Annotated in this window: 13 protein-coding genes; 4 read left to right on the top strand and 9 right to left on the bottom strand. The window is 55.8% G+C overall.

What is annotated here, in order from left to right:
* Positions 1 to 9: 9 nt before the first annotated feature.
* From OUO13_RS04520 to OUO13_RS04510, 3 genes are all read right to left on the bottom strand, one after another.
* Positions 10 to 597, bottom strand: a complete 588-nt coding sequence (locus tag OUO13_RS04520) for an anthranilate synthase component II (RefSeq protein ID WP_283172662.1) — start codon at positions 595 to 597, stop codon at positions 10 to 12.
* A gap of 48 nt (positions 598 to 645) precedes the next feature.
* Positions 646 to 2,130, bottom strand: coding sequence for an anthranilate synthase component I (trpE, locus tag OUO13_RS04515; protein WP_283172661.1), 1,485 nt, complete (start codon positions 2,128 to 2,130; stop codon positions 646 to 648).
* A 238-nt stretch (positions 2,131 to 2,368) separates the two neighbouring features.
* On the bottom strand, positions 2,369 to 3,052 hold the full coding sequence (locus OUO13_RS04510; RefSeq protein ID WP_283172660.1) for an HAD family hydrolase: 684 nt from the start codon (positions 3,050 to 3,052) through the stop codon (positions 2,369 to 2,371).
* Positions 3,053 to 3,553: 501 nt separating this feature from the next.
* Between OUO13_RS04510 and OUO13_RS04505 the strand changes: the two genes are divergently transcribed.
* Positions 3,554 to 3,916 carry an HPF/RaiA family ribosome-associated protein gene (locus tag OUO13_RS04505; RefSeq protein WP_283172659.1) on the top strand — a complete coding sequence of 121 codons (363 nt, stop codon included), beginning with the start codon at positions 3,554 to 3,556 and terminating at the stop codon, positions 3,914 to 3,916.
* Positions 3,917 to 4,090: 174 nt separating this feature from the next.
* On the opposite strand, the gene OUO13_RS04500 is transcribed toward OUO13_RS04505, so the two are convergent.
* The 3 genes from OUO13_RS04500 to OUO13_RS04490 form a co-directional block, all read right to left on the bottom strand.
* Positions 4,091 to 5,899: an acyl-CoA dehydrogenase C-terminal domain-containing protein gene (locus OUO13_RS04500; protein ID WP_283172658.1), complete on the bottom strand. Its 1,809-nt coding sequence runs from the start codon at positions 5,897 to 5,899 to the stop codon at positions 4,091 to 4,093.
* A 387-nt stretch (positions 5,900 to 6,286) separates the two neighbouring features.
* On the bottom strand, positions 6,287 to 6,568 hold the full coding sequence (locus OUO13_RS04495) for a hypothetical protein (RefSeq protein WP_283172657.1): 282 nt from the start codon (positions 6,566 to 6,568) through the stop codon (positions 6,287 to 6,289).
* Positions 6,569 to 6,609: 41 nt separating this feature from the next.
* On the bottom strand, positions 6,610 to 6,873 hold the full coding sequence (locus tag OUO13_RS04490; protein WP_283172656.1) for a hypothetical protein: 264 nt from the start codon (positions 6,871 to 6,873) through the stop codon (positions 6,610 to 6,612).
* Positions 6,874 to 7,089: 216 nt separating this feature from the next.
* Here OUO13_RS04490 and OUO13_RS04485 point away from each other — a divergent pair, with 216 nt between their 5' ends.
* The 3 genes from OUO13_RS04485 to OUO13_RS04475 all read left to right on the top strand — a co-directional run bounded on the left by OUO13_RS04485 (position 7,090) and on the right by OUO13_RS04475 (position 9,340).
* Positions 7,090 to 7,761 (top strand): ComF family protein, encoded by a 672-nt coding sequence (locus OUO13_RS04485; RefSeq protein ID WP_283172655.1) that lies wholly within the window; start codon positions 7,090 to 7,092, stop codon positions 7,759 to 7,761.
* A 42-nt stretch (positions 7,762 to 7,803) separates the two neighbouring features.
* Complete coding sequence (locus tag OUO13_RS04480) at positions 7,804 to 8,787, top strand: serine/threonine protein kinase (RefSeq protein ID WP_283172654.1); 984 nt, start codon at positions 7,804 to 7,806, stop codon at positions 8,785 to 8,787.
* Positions 8,788 to 8,848: 61 nt separating this feature from the next.
* Positions 8,849 to 9,340, top strand: coding sequence for an outer membrane beta-barrel protein (locus tag OUO13_RS04475; RefSeq protein WP_283172653.1), 492 nt, complete (start codon positions 8,849 to 8,851; stop codon positions 9,338 to 9,340).
* A gap of 70 nt (positions 9,341 to 9,410) precedes the next feature.
* Here the strand turns inward: OUO13_RS04475 and OUO13_RS04470 are convergent, their stop codons facing one another.
* From OUO13_RS04470 to OUO13_RS04460, 3 genes are read right to left on the bottom strand one after another with little or no spacing between them, the layout of a single operon-like run.
* Positions 9,411 to 10,751, bottom strand: a complete 1,341-nt coding sequence (locus OUO13_RS04470) for a DUF1329 domain-containing protein (RefSeq protein WP_283172652.1) — start codon at positions 10,749 to 10,751, stop codon at positions 9,411 to 9,413.
* A 50-nt stretch (positions 10,752 to 10,801) separates the two neighbouring features.
* Entirely contained in the window at positions 10,802 to 12,724 is a 1,923-nt protein-coding gene (locus tag OUO13_RS04465; RefSeq protein WP_283172651.1) for a DUF1302 domain-containing protein, read from the bottom strand.
* Positions 12,725 to 12,736: 12 nt separating this feature from the next.
* Positions 12,737 to 15,382, bottom strand: a complete 2,646-nt coding sequence (locus OUO13_RS04460; RefSeq protein WP_283172650.1) for a hypothetical protein — start codon at positions 15,380 to 15,382, stop codon at positions 12,737 to 12,739.
* Positions 15,383 to 15,806: the final 424 nt, after the last annotated feature.

Below are 15,806 nucleotides of genomic sequence, written 5' to 3'. Positions count from 1 at the left end.
ATACTCCTGTCAGTTCAGGCGGGTTTTGAGGAAATTGGCCAGCAGATCGTGTCCGTGTTCTGTCAGGATAGACTCCGGATGGAACTGCACACCTTCGACCGCCAGGGTCTTGTGACGAACACCCATGATTTCTTCCATGCTGCCGTCGTTATTTTCAGTCCAGGCCGTTACCTCAAGGCACTCCGGCAGACTCTGTTTGGAAATTACCAGCGAGTGGTATCGGGTAGCACGGTAAGGATTACCGAGGCCAGCAAACACACCACTGTTGTTGTGATGAATTGCCGACAGCTTGCCGTGCATGACCTGTCCGGCACGAATCACATCGCCGCCAAATACCGCACCAATGGCCTGATGGCCAAGGCAAATACCCAGCACCGGCACCTTGCCAGCAAAATGGCGAATGGCTGCCATGGAAATACCCGCTTCATTCGGAGTGCAAGGACCGGGGCCTACCACCAGATGATCAGGCTGCATGGCCTCGATTTCCTCAATGGTGATACTGTCGTTGCGAAATACCCGCACATCAGCACCCAGTTCGGCAAAATACTGGACGATGTTGTAGGTAAAGGAATCGTAGTTATCAATCATAACCAGCATGGAAAACTCCTCGACCGGCAGCCTGGCCACCGGTTACGTATTCGGTGATTACTGATCCAGCCCGGCTTCCGCCAGCGCAACAGCACGGAACATGGCGCGGCCCTTGTTCAGGGTTTCCTGCCACTCCATTTCAGGTACCGAATCCGCCACGATGCCAGCCCCCGCCTGAATGTTCAGAACACCGTCCTTGATTACCGCCGTCCGGATCGCAATTGCGGTATCCATATTGCCGTTCCAGCTCAGGTAACCCACAGCTCCGCCGTAAACACCACGTTTGGTGGATTCCAGCTCGTCGATAATTTCCATGGCGCGGATTTTCGGAGCACCACTGAGGGTGCCAGCCGGATGCACGGCGCGTAATACGTCGATGGCCGAGATGCCCTCTTTGACCTTGCCGGTGACGTTGGAAACGATGTGCATCACATGGCTGTAACGCTCAACCACCATCTGTTCCGTCACCCGAACCTCACCGGTACGAGCAACCCGGCCCACATCGTTACGGCCAAGGTCGATCAGCATCAGGTGTTCGGCGATTTCTTTCGGGTCGGCCAGCAGCTCCTGTTCAAGCGCGCGATCCTCGTCGGCATTACGGCCACGCTTGCGGGTACCGGCAATGGGGCGCACCGTCACTTCACCATCTTCCAGACGCGCCAGAATTTCCGGAGAAGAACCCACCACATGGAAATCACCCAGATTCAGGCAATACATGTAAGGCGACGGATTCAGGGTGCGCAGGGCACGATAGATATTGACCGGGTCACCGCTGAATGGAATCTGCATACGCTGCGATAACACACACTGCATAATGTCACCGGCGAGTACATATTCCTTCACCTGACTGACCGCATTGCGGAATTCATCAGCACCAAACAATGAACGAAAATCGGTTTCGGCAACCTCACGGGGATTGACCAGCGGCTTGCCAATATCGCCCTGATACGGCGCACGCAACTGCTCACGCAATGTTTCCAGTCGGGCTTCGGCCTTGATCAGCGCATCCGCTTCGCTTGGGTCCGCCATCACAATCAGATGCAAACGACCGCTGAGGTTATCAAACACCACCACTTCTTCTGACTGCATCAGCAGGATATCGGGAGTGCCCAGCGCATCCGGTGGGCAGCTGGCGGCCAGACGCGGCTCGATATACCGCACGGTGTCGTAACCGAAATAACCAACCAGCCCCCCCTGAAACCCTGGCAAGCCCGGCATTTCAGGCACACGGAAGCTTTTCTGCAGGGTATCCACCCACGCCAGCGGATCAGCAACTTCTTCGCGAGCCACACATTGGCCATCCAGTTCGGTTGTCACCACCAGACCACTGATCTTGTAAACACGGCGGCTTGGCAGGCCAATCATGGAATAACGGCCCCACTTCTCGCCGCCCTGAACGGATTCGAACAGGTAGCTGTAAGGCGCGGATGCCAGTTTCAGAAACGTACTGAGAGGAGTATCGATATCGGCCAGAACCTGGCGCGACACAGGAATACGGTTGTAGCCCTGGCTTGCCAGAGCAGCAAATTCTTGCGGAGTCATAGAACACCTGAAAGTGATTAAACGCGAAAAAAGAGCAGCCAGCCATCAGGCTGAGTGAGCGTTTAACACCATCGACGAGCCAGCAGCTGGCCCTGTTGCAGGGGGCGGTTGAGCGGAAAAAACACCACAGACTCCGTTGTCATTTTAATCTTCTGTTTCCCGAACTATACCAGATGAGAATCACCCGGCAAGCAAATGGCCGCCGAGCACAGAAGCGAGGAAAACCGGGACTACGGGCTTAACCGAGTGGCGTCAGCATACGCCAGTCGAGGCATGGCCAGCCACGCTCGGCCGCGGTTGCCCGCAGTCGATTGTTGGGGTTCAGTACCACGGGTTGAGCGACTTTTTCGAGCAGTGGCAGATCCGCATGGCTGTCGGTGTAAAACGCCGCATCGCTGAATTTCAGCCCCTGCTCACGCAGGAATGCACGCGCCAGTCCAACCTTGCCAGAACCATAACAGAGTGGTCGTTGCAGACCGGTGATCTTGCCCTGTTCAACCGCCAGACGGTTGCTGATGACGTGGGGAATATCCAGCGCCCGACCGAACGCCTGTGCGACTTCCTCGTCAGCACCGGTGATCAGCACCAGGGTCACTCCCATACGGCGATAGGCAAACAGCAGCGAAGCAGCCTGTGGATAGATATGCAAATGACCGCGCTCGTGGAAGAACTGGGCAACCCGCTGGCGGTATTCGTCCAGATTCATACCCAGCGCCCGGGTGCGGTAGTAACGGGACAAACGACCATAGCTGACCCGCCCTTTCTTGTAGGAACGGTACAGCGACGCCAGCGCCACCATACCCTCGACCAGCGCCCAGCGCTCGTGGCGGAAACGCCATTTGATCCAGAGACTGTTGGCATCCTTGTTGATCAGGGAATCATCCAGATCAAAAAAGACCACTTTTACGTCGTATACCTGCATATCGTCTACCTGCGGGACATACTCCGGAGACTAGCACGGACGCGGGTTCGACCCAACGAAACGGATCACAGGCAACAGACTGTTGAATCCAAACGCGGTAGTGAGGCAGGTTCCACGATGCGCCAAAAACACAAAAACATTACAAAATGATGTTGAACATGTCGTCAGTTCATGTAGTCTGAAGGTGAGCTTCCCAGAAATGGAAAGTTGCTGAAGGCGGAAAATCCGCTTCAGCCGATGAACGACAGACGGGTGTTTCACCTGTTTTTTGCAGTCCCGCGAGGCGTAGTGCTTCGCAGTGGCGGAACCCCAGGACGGGGCTCCGGGATTGAGTGGCCAGCTTCCAATCACTGCATTCACATGAGTTTTTCAAACCATGTGAGCGTTACGCAACGCAGAGCGACAGCAATGTCGTATCGCACACTGCGACGGGCGGAATTTTTCGAATCCCTCTGTCCAGCGCGGTATTACCTGAAAGCGTATCGAATCCAAGGAGCGTTTATGAAAGGTCTGGCAATCAGTTTCCGTGACATCGAACATTCTGACGCAATCGAGCATCAGATTCGTGAAAAAGCCGCCAAACTCACCTCCACCTATGACGACATTACGGGCATCCGTGCCGTGGTCGCCTTGCCGCACAACCACAGTTACAAAGGCCGAATTGCCCACGTCTCCCTGGAAATAGGATTGCCCGGTGAAGTTGTTGCCATTACGCACGACCACCATGACAACTCTGACCACGAGAATATGTACGTAGCGTTGCGTGATGCCTTCGACAAGGCCAACCGCAAGATTCGCAAGATTCACGAAAGACGGGTCGACCGCACCCGCCGTCCGGCGACGTTAACCGCCCAATCTGCATGAAGGTTCAGATCTGTAGATGCCAACCGCCCCGATGGTGATTGGCGAATAACAACAAGGGCAGCTCTGGCTGCCCTTTTTTGTGCCCGCAATTTCGAGCCGATAGCCCGCCCTCTCCAAAACACAAAACCCGCCGAAGCGGGTAATGTGTCTGTGGTTCAGTTGTTATGCGAGCAATCAGAGGAAAGCGAAGTGTTCGTCTTCCAGGCTCATCAGACTGCTGGCACCGGCCAGCATTGAAGCAGCATGGGCGCGGGTACGCGGCAGAATACGGCTGAAATAGAAGTTGGCGGTTGCCAGCTTGGCCTTGTAGAACGCTTCTTCGGTTGTTCCGGCCGCCAGCTTGTCCTGTGCAACTTTTGCCATACGAGCCCAGAAATAACCGAGGGTGATATAACCGGAGTACATCAGGTAATCGACCGACGCCGCTCCCACTTCATCACGGTCTTTCATGGCCGCCATGCCGATTTTCATGGTGACGTCGCCCCACTCCTTGTTCAGCTCAGCCAGCGGCTTCACGAACGCGGCCAGCTCGGCGTTGGCTTCTTCGGCCTTGCAGAACTTGTGAACCATTTTGGTGAACGACTTCAGGCTCTGGCCCTGGGTCATCAACACCTTACGGCCCAGCAGGTCGAGTGCCTGAATCCCGGTTGTACCTTCATATATAGTGGCAATACGAGTGTCACGCACCAGCTGTTCCATGCCCCACTCGGCAATAAAGCCGTGGCCACCAAACACCTGCATACCCAGGTTGGTCACTTCACAACCGGCTTCAGTCAGGAATGCCTTGGCAATTGGTGTCAGGAAGCCGAGCAGTTCGTCGGCAGCCTTGCGCTCTTCTTCTGACTCGGACTTTTTAACCAAATCGTTTTGCTGAGAGGCGAAGTAAACCAAAGCACGGCTGGCTTCGTTCAGAGCCTTCTGGGTCAGCAGCATACGACGCACGTCCGGATGCACAATAATCGGGTCGGCGGCTTTTTCCGGCGCTTTCGGGCCAGTCAGGGAACGCATGGCCAGACGCTCACGGGCGTAGGTCAGTGCGCCCTGGAACGAGGCTTCCATCGCCGAAGAACCTTGCAGGGCCGTGCCGATACGGGCGGTGTTCATAAAGGTGAACATGCAGTTCAGGCCCTTGTTTTCAGGCCCGATCAGCCAGCCGGTAGCGCCATCAAAGTTCATCACGCAGGTGGCGTTGCCATGGATGCCCATCTTGTGTTCCAGCGAACCACAGCTGACGGCATTGACGTCGCCCAGGCCGCCATCAGCCGTTGGCAGGACTTTCGGAACAATAAACAGGGAAATCCCCTTGGTGCCTTCCGGTGCGCCCGGTAGGCGCGCCAGTACGATATGGACGATGTTGTCGGCCATATCGTGTTCACCCGCGGAAATAAAAATCTTGGTGCCAGTAATACGGTAAGAACCGTCGGCAGCCGGTTCAGCCCGGGTTTTCAGAATACCGAGGTCGGAACCACAGTGTGGTTCGGTCAGGCACATGGTGCCGGTCCACTCACCACTCACCAGCTTGCTCAGGTACAGCTCTTTCTGCTCTTCTGTGCCGTGCTGCTCGATGGTGTTCATGGCGCCGTGAGACAGGCCCGGGTACATCCCCCATGACCAGTTGGAAGAACCGATCATTTCGGAAATCACGATACCGAGCGATTCCGGCAGACCCTGACCACCAAAGCGTTCTTCGTGTGCCAGCGATGGCCAGCCACCTTCTACAAATTTCTGGTAGGCCTGTTTGAAACCGGTCGGGGTCGTCACCGAACCGTCTTCGTTACGCACACAGCCTTCGGTATCCCCCACACGATTGAGGGGAGCCAGCTCCTGCTCACAAAAGCGGGCACCTTCGGCAATGATGGCGTCGATCATTTCCGGAGTAGCCACCTCGGCATAAGCCGGGATGCGAGCGTAATGCGCAGGCATCTCCAGCAGTTCGTCCATTACGAATCTGATCTCACGCAGGGGAGCTTTGTAGTCTGGCATAACACACCTCAACGCTGTTCCGTTTTCCGGTTGGACAGGCATCCACCGGTTCTTGTTTTCAGTTTAGCGGTTTCTTGTTGTTTGTTTTTGTATCCGACGGCATCTGTCTGCCGGGCGCTTAATTTAAACAACCGTTTGAAACATACGTTCGCATCAAAGTATTGTCAAGCACGTTACCCGCTCTGCATCGACGAGGTTTACCAATCCAACATTCCGGAACCGCACAGCGACAACAGAACACCGTCAACCAGGCCCACAAAACTGACCTCGATACCGATTCGTGATCGCTGACCGAGGTCATCCGCACTCTGCAACAAGGCAAATTGCGCCCATAAAAAAACGGGAAACCAGATGTCTGATTTCCCGTTATTTCTAACGCATGTTCGTTTATACCTGCTGATCGAATAACTGCCCCAACAGATGGCTGGCATCCGTTACCGGAGCCCGCAATGCCAGAGTCAGAATCACCTGATTCGACATTCGCAATCTCGCCAACGTTAGCGCCGCACTTTCCGCAACCGATTGCTGTTCCTCAAGGCCGCCCGGTGCCGTACCGGCTGCAGAAGTGAGTGGTTCCAGCATGGCATCCCTGCGTCCGCGTGCATCATCAATGGCGGCCGACAGATCCCGGGCTCTTATTAACAGTTGTTGGCGACAGGAGTCGGACATATCCGCACTCAGCGCCGCCATCACCAGTTCAGAAGGATCGTTCAGGCGCTGGTATCGAGGAGGACACCCAGAGTCTTTTTCTCCGCTTCCATCAGTTTGCCTGCTGCCGCCGCCAGCTGCTTTCCCTCGTTCAGGTCAACAGCGGCTTCTGCCGTTTCCCCGGTATTTTCCACTGCACGTTCTGTCATTACCGCTGCGGGTTCACGATTGACCCCCGCTAATCGTTGCCCAGCATCGGCAATTTGCTGAGTCGCCTGGGACCAGAGATTGTTCATACTGGAGCCAAACGTTGAACCGATATTCATAGACACCTCCGTTTTGTTGGCAAAGGACGTCACATTTCACGCTACCAGCCTGTTCACAAAACAACCAGACCACTGCCATGATTGACCGGTTATTCCTTGATCACTCCCGGCAGGAGGCCACCCGGAATGTCCGGCAAAACATGGCGACCATTCATACAGGCGTTACGAACCAACGTCGGCGATTTGCTCAAACGCGAGTGCCGCTGTGAAATTTGCATGGAATCACTCACGACCAATAGTCCTTGCCACTTTCTGTGTCAGCACTGCTGGTTACAACTGCCGGTGGTGCACAACCCTTGTTGCCAGTGTGGCGAAAGTTTGCCACGCCAGTTCCGGGGCAAACGCTGTCTGCGTTGCCAGCAAAAGCCACCGGCGTACGACTATTGCATCAGCCGTTTCAGCTTCAGCAGCCCGATTGATCAATGGATTCGACTCGGCAAGGACAAACGCCAGCCAGAGTGGATGGTGCGGCTGGCGCAGCTGATGTGGAGCGGCCCTGTACCGCCGCTGGATATGGTTGATGCGCTGGTTTACATCCCGTCGCACTGGCAACGCCTGTTGTGGCGCGGTTATAACCCGGCCGCCATGCTGGCCGGCCAGATCAGCCGCTATTCGGATATTCCCTTGCTCGACCACACCCTGTTGCGGGTGCGTCATCTGGAACAACGGCATTTGCGGGTCAATGAACGTCACCGGCAAATCCGCACCAGTATGCAAGGTGGTCAGCAGCCATTGGCGGGGTTACGGCTGTTACTGATCGAAGATGTGGTCACCAGCGGTGCCACCGCCAACTGGGCGGCACAGCTGCTGAAACAACAGGGAGCGGCGATGGTCGGCGTCTGGACTCTGGCCCGCACTCCCGCACCACAATCCCACACAGCGCCATAAGTTCAGGCATAATTCCGCCATGATCTGACTGCGGAACCTGCCATGACCAATACTCACCCCTATTCAACCCTGACCCCCGAACGCGTGATGGACGCCATCGAGGCCCTCGGGTTTTTCTGTGATGCACGCATCTTTCCGCTGAACAGTTATGAAAACCGTGTGTACCAGGTTGGCATTGAAGACGAGCAGCCAATTATCGCCAAGTTCTATCGCCCGGGCCGCTGGTCAGCCGAGTCGATTCGTGAGGAACATGCGTTTTTGCTGGAGCTGGCCGCCAACGACGTGCCAGTAGTCGCGCCACTGCAATTTGAGGGTGAAACCCTGTTTTTTGCCGACCCGTTCTGGTTTGCCCTGTTCCCGCGTCGCGGTGGTCATGCACCAGAGCTGGCCAGTTTTGACGATCTGGAACTGATCGGACGCTGGCTAGGCCGTTTACACCAGACCGGCAGCGCCAAAGCCTTCAAACACCGGCCAAAATTCCGGGGTGTCGCCGATCTCGATCAGGCGGCTGAAGCGGTACTGTCGTCCGGCCTGATGCCGAATGACTATCGCGAGGTGTATCAGAGCCTGCATCGTGACCTGTCGGCACTGGTAAAAGATCGCTACAGCCCGGACCAGTTCCGCACCCTGCGTCTGCATGGCGATATGCACTCCGGCAACCTGCTGCTGCGCGATGAACAGCTGTATCTGGTCGACTTTGACGACTGTATGCAAGGCCCGGCGATGCAGGATATCTGGATGCTGCTGAGCGGCCAGCGCGATGAGCAACTGGCGCAGCTGGACGCCATCCGTGAAGGTTATGAGATGTTCCGGCCCTTCCCGCGCCAGGAACTTTCCGGCATCGAGGTACTCCGAACGGTACGGGTCATGAAACACGCAGCATGGTTGTGCCAGCGTTGGGAAGACCCGGCATTTCCGGCGGCTTTCCCATGGTTTGAAAGCCACCGTTTCTGGTCAGAGCACATTCTGACCTTACGCGAGCAACAGGCGGCCCTGATCAGTGAGCCACTCTATTTACCAGGCTGACGGCGCTCTTTCGAGTGAGCCGGGCCTGATCAGTCGCCCGACTCACTTGAAGGAACATGTTATGAAAAAGTCCGTTATTGCCTTGTTACCACTGCTGATCAGCGGTGCCACGCTGGTACATGCCGAAAATGCCATTGACCATCTGCAAGTTGGCGGCGGTTTATCCTACAACCAGATCGACTCACCCTTTCGCCATGGCCATAGTGAAGATGCCAATGGCGTGAACATGTTTGTGGGTTACGAATTCGACAGTGGCTGGAATGCCATTGATACCAGCGTGGAAGTCGGTTTTAACCGCACCGACCGTTTTGACGAATACCATGACAACGTCGCTGGCCCATGGGTGGCCCTGGTGGGCCAACGCGCCGTGCGCGAGGTTGACCCTCGCCTGTCGGTGATTGGCCGTGTGGGTCTGGATGTGGGGGATGACGATGGTGTTCTGATGGGGGTTGGTTTCGGTTTTATGATTGATCCAGCCGTGCAGCTGCGCGCCGAATACATCAACCGTGATGCCACCACCCAGATGCTGGGCTCGGTCGTGGTCAAACTATGACACAAGCCAGAAACACAAAAGGCCGGATGATCCGGCCTTTTGTGTTTCTGACAGCGGAAAACCGCCGGGTTTAACGTTTACCGGAGCGTCGCAAGGCGGCCGGAGTGTAATCGTTCTGGCTACGCTGGAAGCCGAACTGGTAGGTGCCCTGTTCTTCGTTATCAAGACCCAGTGCCAGGTAACGACCTGAGGTCAGGTCATACAACACTTCCACGGCATACCATGGCACGGTGGCATCGTAGTACATCAGGGCATGAGCTTCCGCCACCCGCCAGAGGGCATTACGGCCATCGTAGTGATCAATCACACTGGCTTGCCAGGTATCTTCGTCAAAGTAGAACACCCGCTTGGCATACACATGACGCATACCATCCTTGAGGGTGGCTTCGACTTTCCAGACCCGGTGCAGTTCGTAACGGGCGAGATCCTGATTGATGTGGCCAGCTTTTACGATTTCATCGTATTTGTGGGCGCTGCTCTTCAGCTCGTAGGAGTTGTACGGAATGTACATTTCCTGTTTGCCGATCAGCTTCCACTCATAACGATCGGGGCTGCCGTTGTACATGTCGAAGTTATCCGAGGTACGCATACCATCCGATGCCGTCCCCGGACCGTCATAAGCCACTTCCGGAGCACGCCGCACACGACGCTGACCAGCGTTATAGATCCACGCCTTGCGCGGCTCTTTTACCTGGTCGATGGTTTCGTGCACCAGCAGCAGGTTACCAGCCAGACGCGCTGGCGACAGCACATCCTGGGTGAAGTAGAACAATACGTTGGCATCCTTGGCAGGATCGTAATCCGTCAGCTGGGTACGGAAGGTGAACTCCTCCTGGAAACGCACGAGGGTGTAATCACCGTTAGCCTGCGGCGTCACCTGACCAATTACCCGCTGCACACTGCCACCGCGATAACGAACGATATGGTTCCAGACCACTTCCAGCCCCGATGATGGCAGCGGGAACGGAGTACCTTCGAGGTAGTTTTTGAGGCCGTTGCCGCCGTCCACCAGCTCGGTTTTACGGGCGTTTTCTGCGGTTGCCTTGTAGATCTTGTCCGGATACGCCGCCGAACGCCGGGTTGGATAAACCGGCATATGGTAGTCCGCGTACTTCTCGAACATGGCAATCTGGCCGGGTGACAGGCGACTGCTGTATTGCTTGTAGTTGGAACGGTCGATCACAAACAGAGGTTTGTCATCGGCAAACGGGTTGGTTGGACGCTCTCCGGCCACATGCCCGGCCGGACCTTTGGTCACACCACCGGTCCAGGCAGGAATATCACCACTGGCAGCCATTTCCGCGCCCATGGGCGTCAGGTCTTTACCCAAACGTGCTGCTTCCGCTTCCGGCACGGCCGCCAGAGCTGCTGATTGCAGCCCCACACACATCACCAGAGCCGAAGCCAGCATCGTCAGTCTTGTTTTTATCATTACGTTGCCCTCGCGCATTTAAGCCCGGATCAGAAAGAGTATTTCGCCGACAAACTGATGTTGTCGCGATCTTTCATCTGGTTGTACTTGCCACCGCTGAAGTTGCTGTACGCCACTTCCACAGAGGTCTGGTTGAGATACAGGAAGTTCACACCAATGCCGGTGCTTACACGATCATCAATAAACTGGGCGCCTGGCTCAGGACCATTGCCTTTGTCATAACCGAGCGACAACACCGGAGTGACGTTGAGGCCCGCAAACGCATTGTTGTAATCCAGCGCCGCCCGTACGCGGATACCACCTGACCACTTGGTGACATAACCATCGTCAGTACAGTTGGAGGTATTGGCGTTCTGGCCAGAGTTGACACCACCAGTCAGAGGATTAACAGCGGCGGAACAGAAGTCGGTGGCCATGGTCGTGTCGTTGAGGCCCCACACACCGTCGTTGTTACCAATACCGTACGCGCCGGAACGGCCGTAACGGGCCTTGTCGGTGTCAGGCAGTCCCGGGATGTAACTCACGCCCACCTCGGACACCAGCGACAAACGATCTGAGCCCAGAATCCGGTCGAAGAACACAATGTAGGTGGTCTGCGCCTGCCACATGTCAAACTCGTCGTAACCTTTGGCGAGGTTGCCATAGAGATCAGCGGCATTACCACCGGCTTCGGCCAGACGCTGCTGGTACAAACGACTGTAAGGAGCAGCGTTACCGCCCAGCAGCAGTTCAAAAGCGTTCCACTGCAGCGGCATGTCCGGACGGTAACTCACTTCACCGGATACCGACGCACCACTCTCGGTCGCACGGGCAAAACTGATACCGGCAATCTTGATGTCTTCCGGATATTCAATCTGGTACAGCGGGTAGTTGTTGTCGTAACGACCGTTTTCGTTCAGACGGGTAGTACCACCGGCATAGTTGGTCACCACACCGTTGATATACGGCAGACGGCTGTGGATGTTCATGTAATACAGACCAAACTCGGTATCACCCAGACTTTCGGCATACCAGTTCATGGCCAGACCATACTGACCGGAATCTTTTGGTGTGGAGTCCGGCAGACGCTCGGTTACCGGTGCCACGCGCGCACTCAGCGGCGTGCCCTGCCGGATTTCCTGATCACGCATTTCGAGGTAGGTCAGTTCACTTTCACTACCGGCCAGAATCACCGGGCCACAACCGTCGGCAATAAAATCAGCACTGGAGAAGAAGGTACCACAGGGGTCGGTACGGGTTTTTTCCCACTTCAGCTGGTAAAAACCTTCCACACTTACCGCTTCATTCAGGCCCACCGACGCAAACACCATGTTGACTGGCAACAGGCCTTCTTTTAACTCGGCCCCCGGCTTGCGGAATGCCGAAGCATCCACCGGGTTCACACTGTTGATACCACCCTGGATAAAGGTACTTTCACCCCAGCTGATTACCTGGCGCCCTACTCGCAACGACGCCGGCGAATCACCAATGTCGAAGTCGCTCCAGACGTAGGCATCCAGCAGCTCAATACCTTTACCCGCCGCATCACGGGCCTGCTGGTTCAGCGGTTTGAAGTCAGTTTCCTCATCCATGATGGCCGTGTCATACCAGGCACGGGCACGGAAGAAACCACCCTTGTTGCCGTAGGTCAGCTCAAGGTCAGAAGTCCACTTCACCACGTTGGTGTAAATGTCACCCTTTTTGTAATTGAGGGTGCCATCGTCATAGTTAAACGAGGAGCCGCTGGCGCTGTTGCCAGTCGCCTCACCGTTACCCGGCATAATCTGCCAGGAACCCGGTTTTTCAGTTCGCCACGACACACCATAACTGATGGTGTTATCGAGACGGGCTTCCAGTTCGCCAAGATTAAAATCCAGACCATAAGAAGTCGTCGCCAGCGTTGCCAGGGCCATCGCCACAGGCAAACGTTTCAGGGTGAACGGCATAAAATTCCCCTTCATGTTGTTATTCATAACCACGTCTCCTTATTCCGCGACCGCTTCAACGATACCGGCACCACCGTCATCCAGAGTCGGCGCGGCAGGATCGTTAAACATGCTGATCACATGGGCTGCAATCGTGGCAAAGGTGGCTGGGGTTTCAGCAGTGGCATCACTGGTATCCGGGCGCGCCATGGAAATATGGCTGCTCAGCTCGTCACTCAACTGGAAGCTGACCTGCACCGGACTGAGTGCCGACAAGTCGGTGGAAGTATCCACCGCGGTAATCCCCATGGCGCTGATCAATGGCTCGGTACCCGCCAGTGGCGCTTCTTCAACCGAGTTCGGAATCACGGTGTCACCAATGGATTCGATCACGCTGTAAGGCGTACCGGTCGCGGTCAGCTGGGCCGCATAGTTCACCGGATCAGCACTGTCGACAGTCGCCTGGTAAACGGTCAGCAGCGACTCATAATCGAGGCTGCCCTGGGTCAGGTTAAAACCGTCAGCACTGGTGAGACCACCCACAATAGTTGGGCCATAGGTCTGGGAATTCTCCAGCAACTTGGCCAGACCACCACCCGGAACACCAAACACGGCAGCCTTGATCGGCTTCAGGGCGCTGTTGCCAACACTGTTGGCCGAGGTGGTGTTGGCGTTGTTCACCGCCACAAACTGGGTGCCCACAATCGAACCGAGGGAAATACCAGCGAAATAGAGGTTGTTACCATCCAGGTCGGCAGTGCCGTCATTATCGATATCCATAAACGGAATCGATGCATCGAGGTTCAGCAGGTCCATCACCGCCTGACGGTTGTTGTCACGGGTGGTCTGGAAACGTACGAAGGTCACAAACAGCGAACCGGAAGCGTTGGCGCTGGCATCGGTGGCACTCACTGCGGTTGGTGCCACACCATCAGCGGTCAGACCAAAGTGGCGCTGGGTAATGGTCTGTGACGTAATCAGCGCTGTCTGGGTCGCACTTGGCAGGCCCATAAACGTACCGAAGTTATAGGTACTGTTTTCGCTGCCCAGCACCGCCGCCAGTACCGGAATATTGTAACCGGCATAGGAGAACGTATCGGTTGGCATCGGACCGTGTAACGGCAGGTCGATGGCGACCGTGGCGTAGCAGTTTTGCGCCAGTTGTTCTGCCAGCGGCAGCGTAGCCAGACGGTTGGAGCCGAGGCCGTGCTGGTAAATCACGACCGGCCAGCCATCGTCCGGTTTTTCACAGCTGGACACCGGTTCAACCACCATCACAGGGACGGATACAGTGCCCTGCTGTTTGGCAAACGGGAACAGCGAGGTAACGTTTTCTGATGGTGCTGCGTACGCCGCAGCCACTGCTTCGGAGGAGCCGGTCGCCAGCTTCAGATTGCTGATCACATCAGCGTTGGATTCCCACTGCGAGGTAATCACGTTAGCGGCGGTCAGGCGCGACTGCGCACACTCGGTGGTGGCCTCCTGACAGGCGTAACCAGTCAGAGGGTTTTCACCAGCGTATGCACCGGAAGGTGCTTTCTGGAAATAGGGCAGCTCAATACGGCCAGTACGGAAAGTCGATTGTGCACCGGTTACCAGCATCGCGGTGGCTACCGGCGCGCTGGTACTGAAATCGGTTTTGCGTGGAGCCGGTGCTGCCAGCGTGCTCAACAAGGTGTGCCCGCCCAGAAGTTGGCTGGCGGCGCTGGAACTGCCGGTCATGTAGGTCAGGGTTGCCAGCTGGGTGGCCTGATCATCATCCGTGGTATTCAGGTAGTTCTGCACCGCCGCCGGAATCGCCGCGTTGGTCAGGCTGCTGTCGGCATTGCCCGGCGCTGCCATCACGTTGGTAACCGCGGTGGTACTGGTGGTCGTAAAGGTGTAGGCCATGCGCACACTGGCATTACGCTGCAGCACACCGGCAACAAAACCGTCGGCCAACTGCTTCCAGCCTTTTACGGCGGTGCGTACTGAACCCAGCGCGGCCGACAACAGGTCGTCGTCACCAATCAGGTATTCATACTGGCTTGGCATCTGCACGCTGTTGCCATTGGCGTCTTCCAGATTATCCAGCATCACTACCAGATAACGGGTGTCCGGCATCAGCGGTTGCAGCGGGCTGATACGCAGGACGTTGTTGTTGATCGAACCACTTTCATCGGTGATTACATCCACCCGAATGGCGGGAATCTTCTGATACTGGAATGGGCTGCTGGATACCAGGGTGCCGGTTTTCGGGCCACCGTCGTAATTCAGCGGTACCAGATAGACAGAACCGGACGGCTGTTCAGATGCCAGTGAACCATTAAATTCAACGTAAATCTGACCGGCAGTCGAGAAGCCTTCAAGGTCGTTAAGGGCGTCGTAGACCGGGTTGTACGACGGGTTGATGCTACCGTCAGCCGCAAGTGGTTCAATATTCTTGCCTGCGCCGTAATACAGAGTGCCATCCACGTCGGTGCTATCGATGGCATTCCCACTGGAATCCATTGGATAGGTGCGATACAGGAAGTCCGTCGCCACCGGCAAAATGCTGCGTGCCGGGTTAAACAGTGGCGTTACCACCTCTGCAACCGTACCTTCGGAACCCGCTTCCACCGGGGTCTGATTAACCTCGGCTTCCGTATCCACGCTGCTGATATTACACCCTGCCAGGGCCAGGCTGGCGGCTGCAATCGCCATGCCCAGTAACGTTCTGTGTACCATATCGCTACCTGTCTATTGTTGTTATCTGTTTTGTTGTGCAAGCAAGCGCCCGACAATTCACAACATTGTCGGGAATATAATCCTGCCACTACAGGATACTCATCCCTCTAAAGGATGAATCCAAAGCTTTATTGCTCAACTTTTGTGTCTTTTTGTAACGAGAACCACTGTCATTAACAGCCGGGAATGGATGACGGATTGTTAACGCCAGACTTTCCAAAAATTCATCAGTCCAGTGCCTGAATCAATTCAATAAAACACTAAAGCGAACTCTGACAGGAAAAGACTAGCTCAATTGCACCGCAGCGCCGGATCAAAACAGACCTGAAGTCTGGAAATACATAACGAGGCGGGGTTGGTGACCAGAAAGCTCAGGAGGGATATTCCGGCCACACGGGAGGTATGACCGGAATCATCATACAAA

The organism is Parathalassolituus penaei, from assembly GCF_026626885.1.
In the GTDB taxonomy this organism is placed as follows: Bacteria; Pseudomonadota; Gammaproteobacteria; order Pseudomonadales; family Oceanobacteraceae; genus Oceanobacter; species Oceanobacter penaei.
The sequence above is the reverse complement of the archived record's forward strand: the minus strand, read 5'-3'. Positions and strand labels throughout refer to the sequence as shown.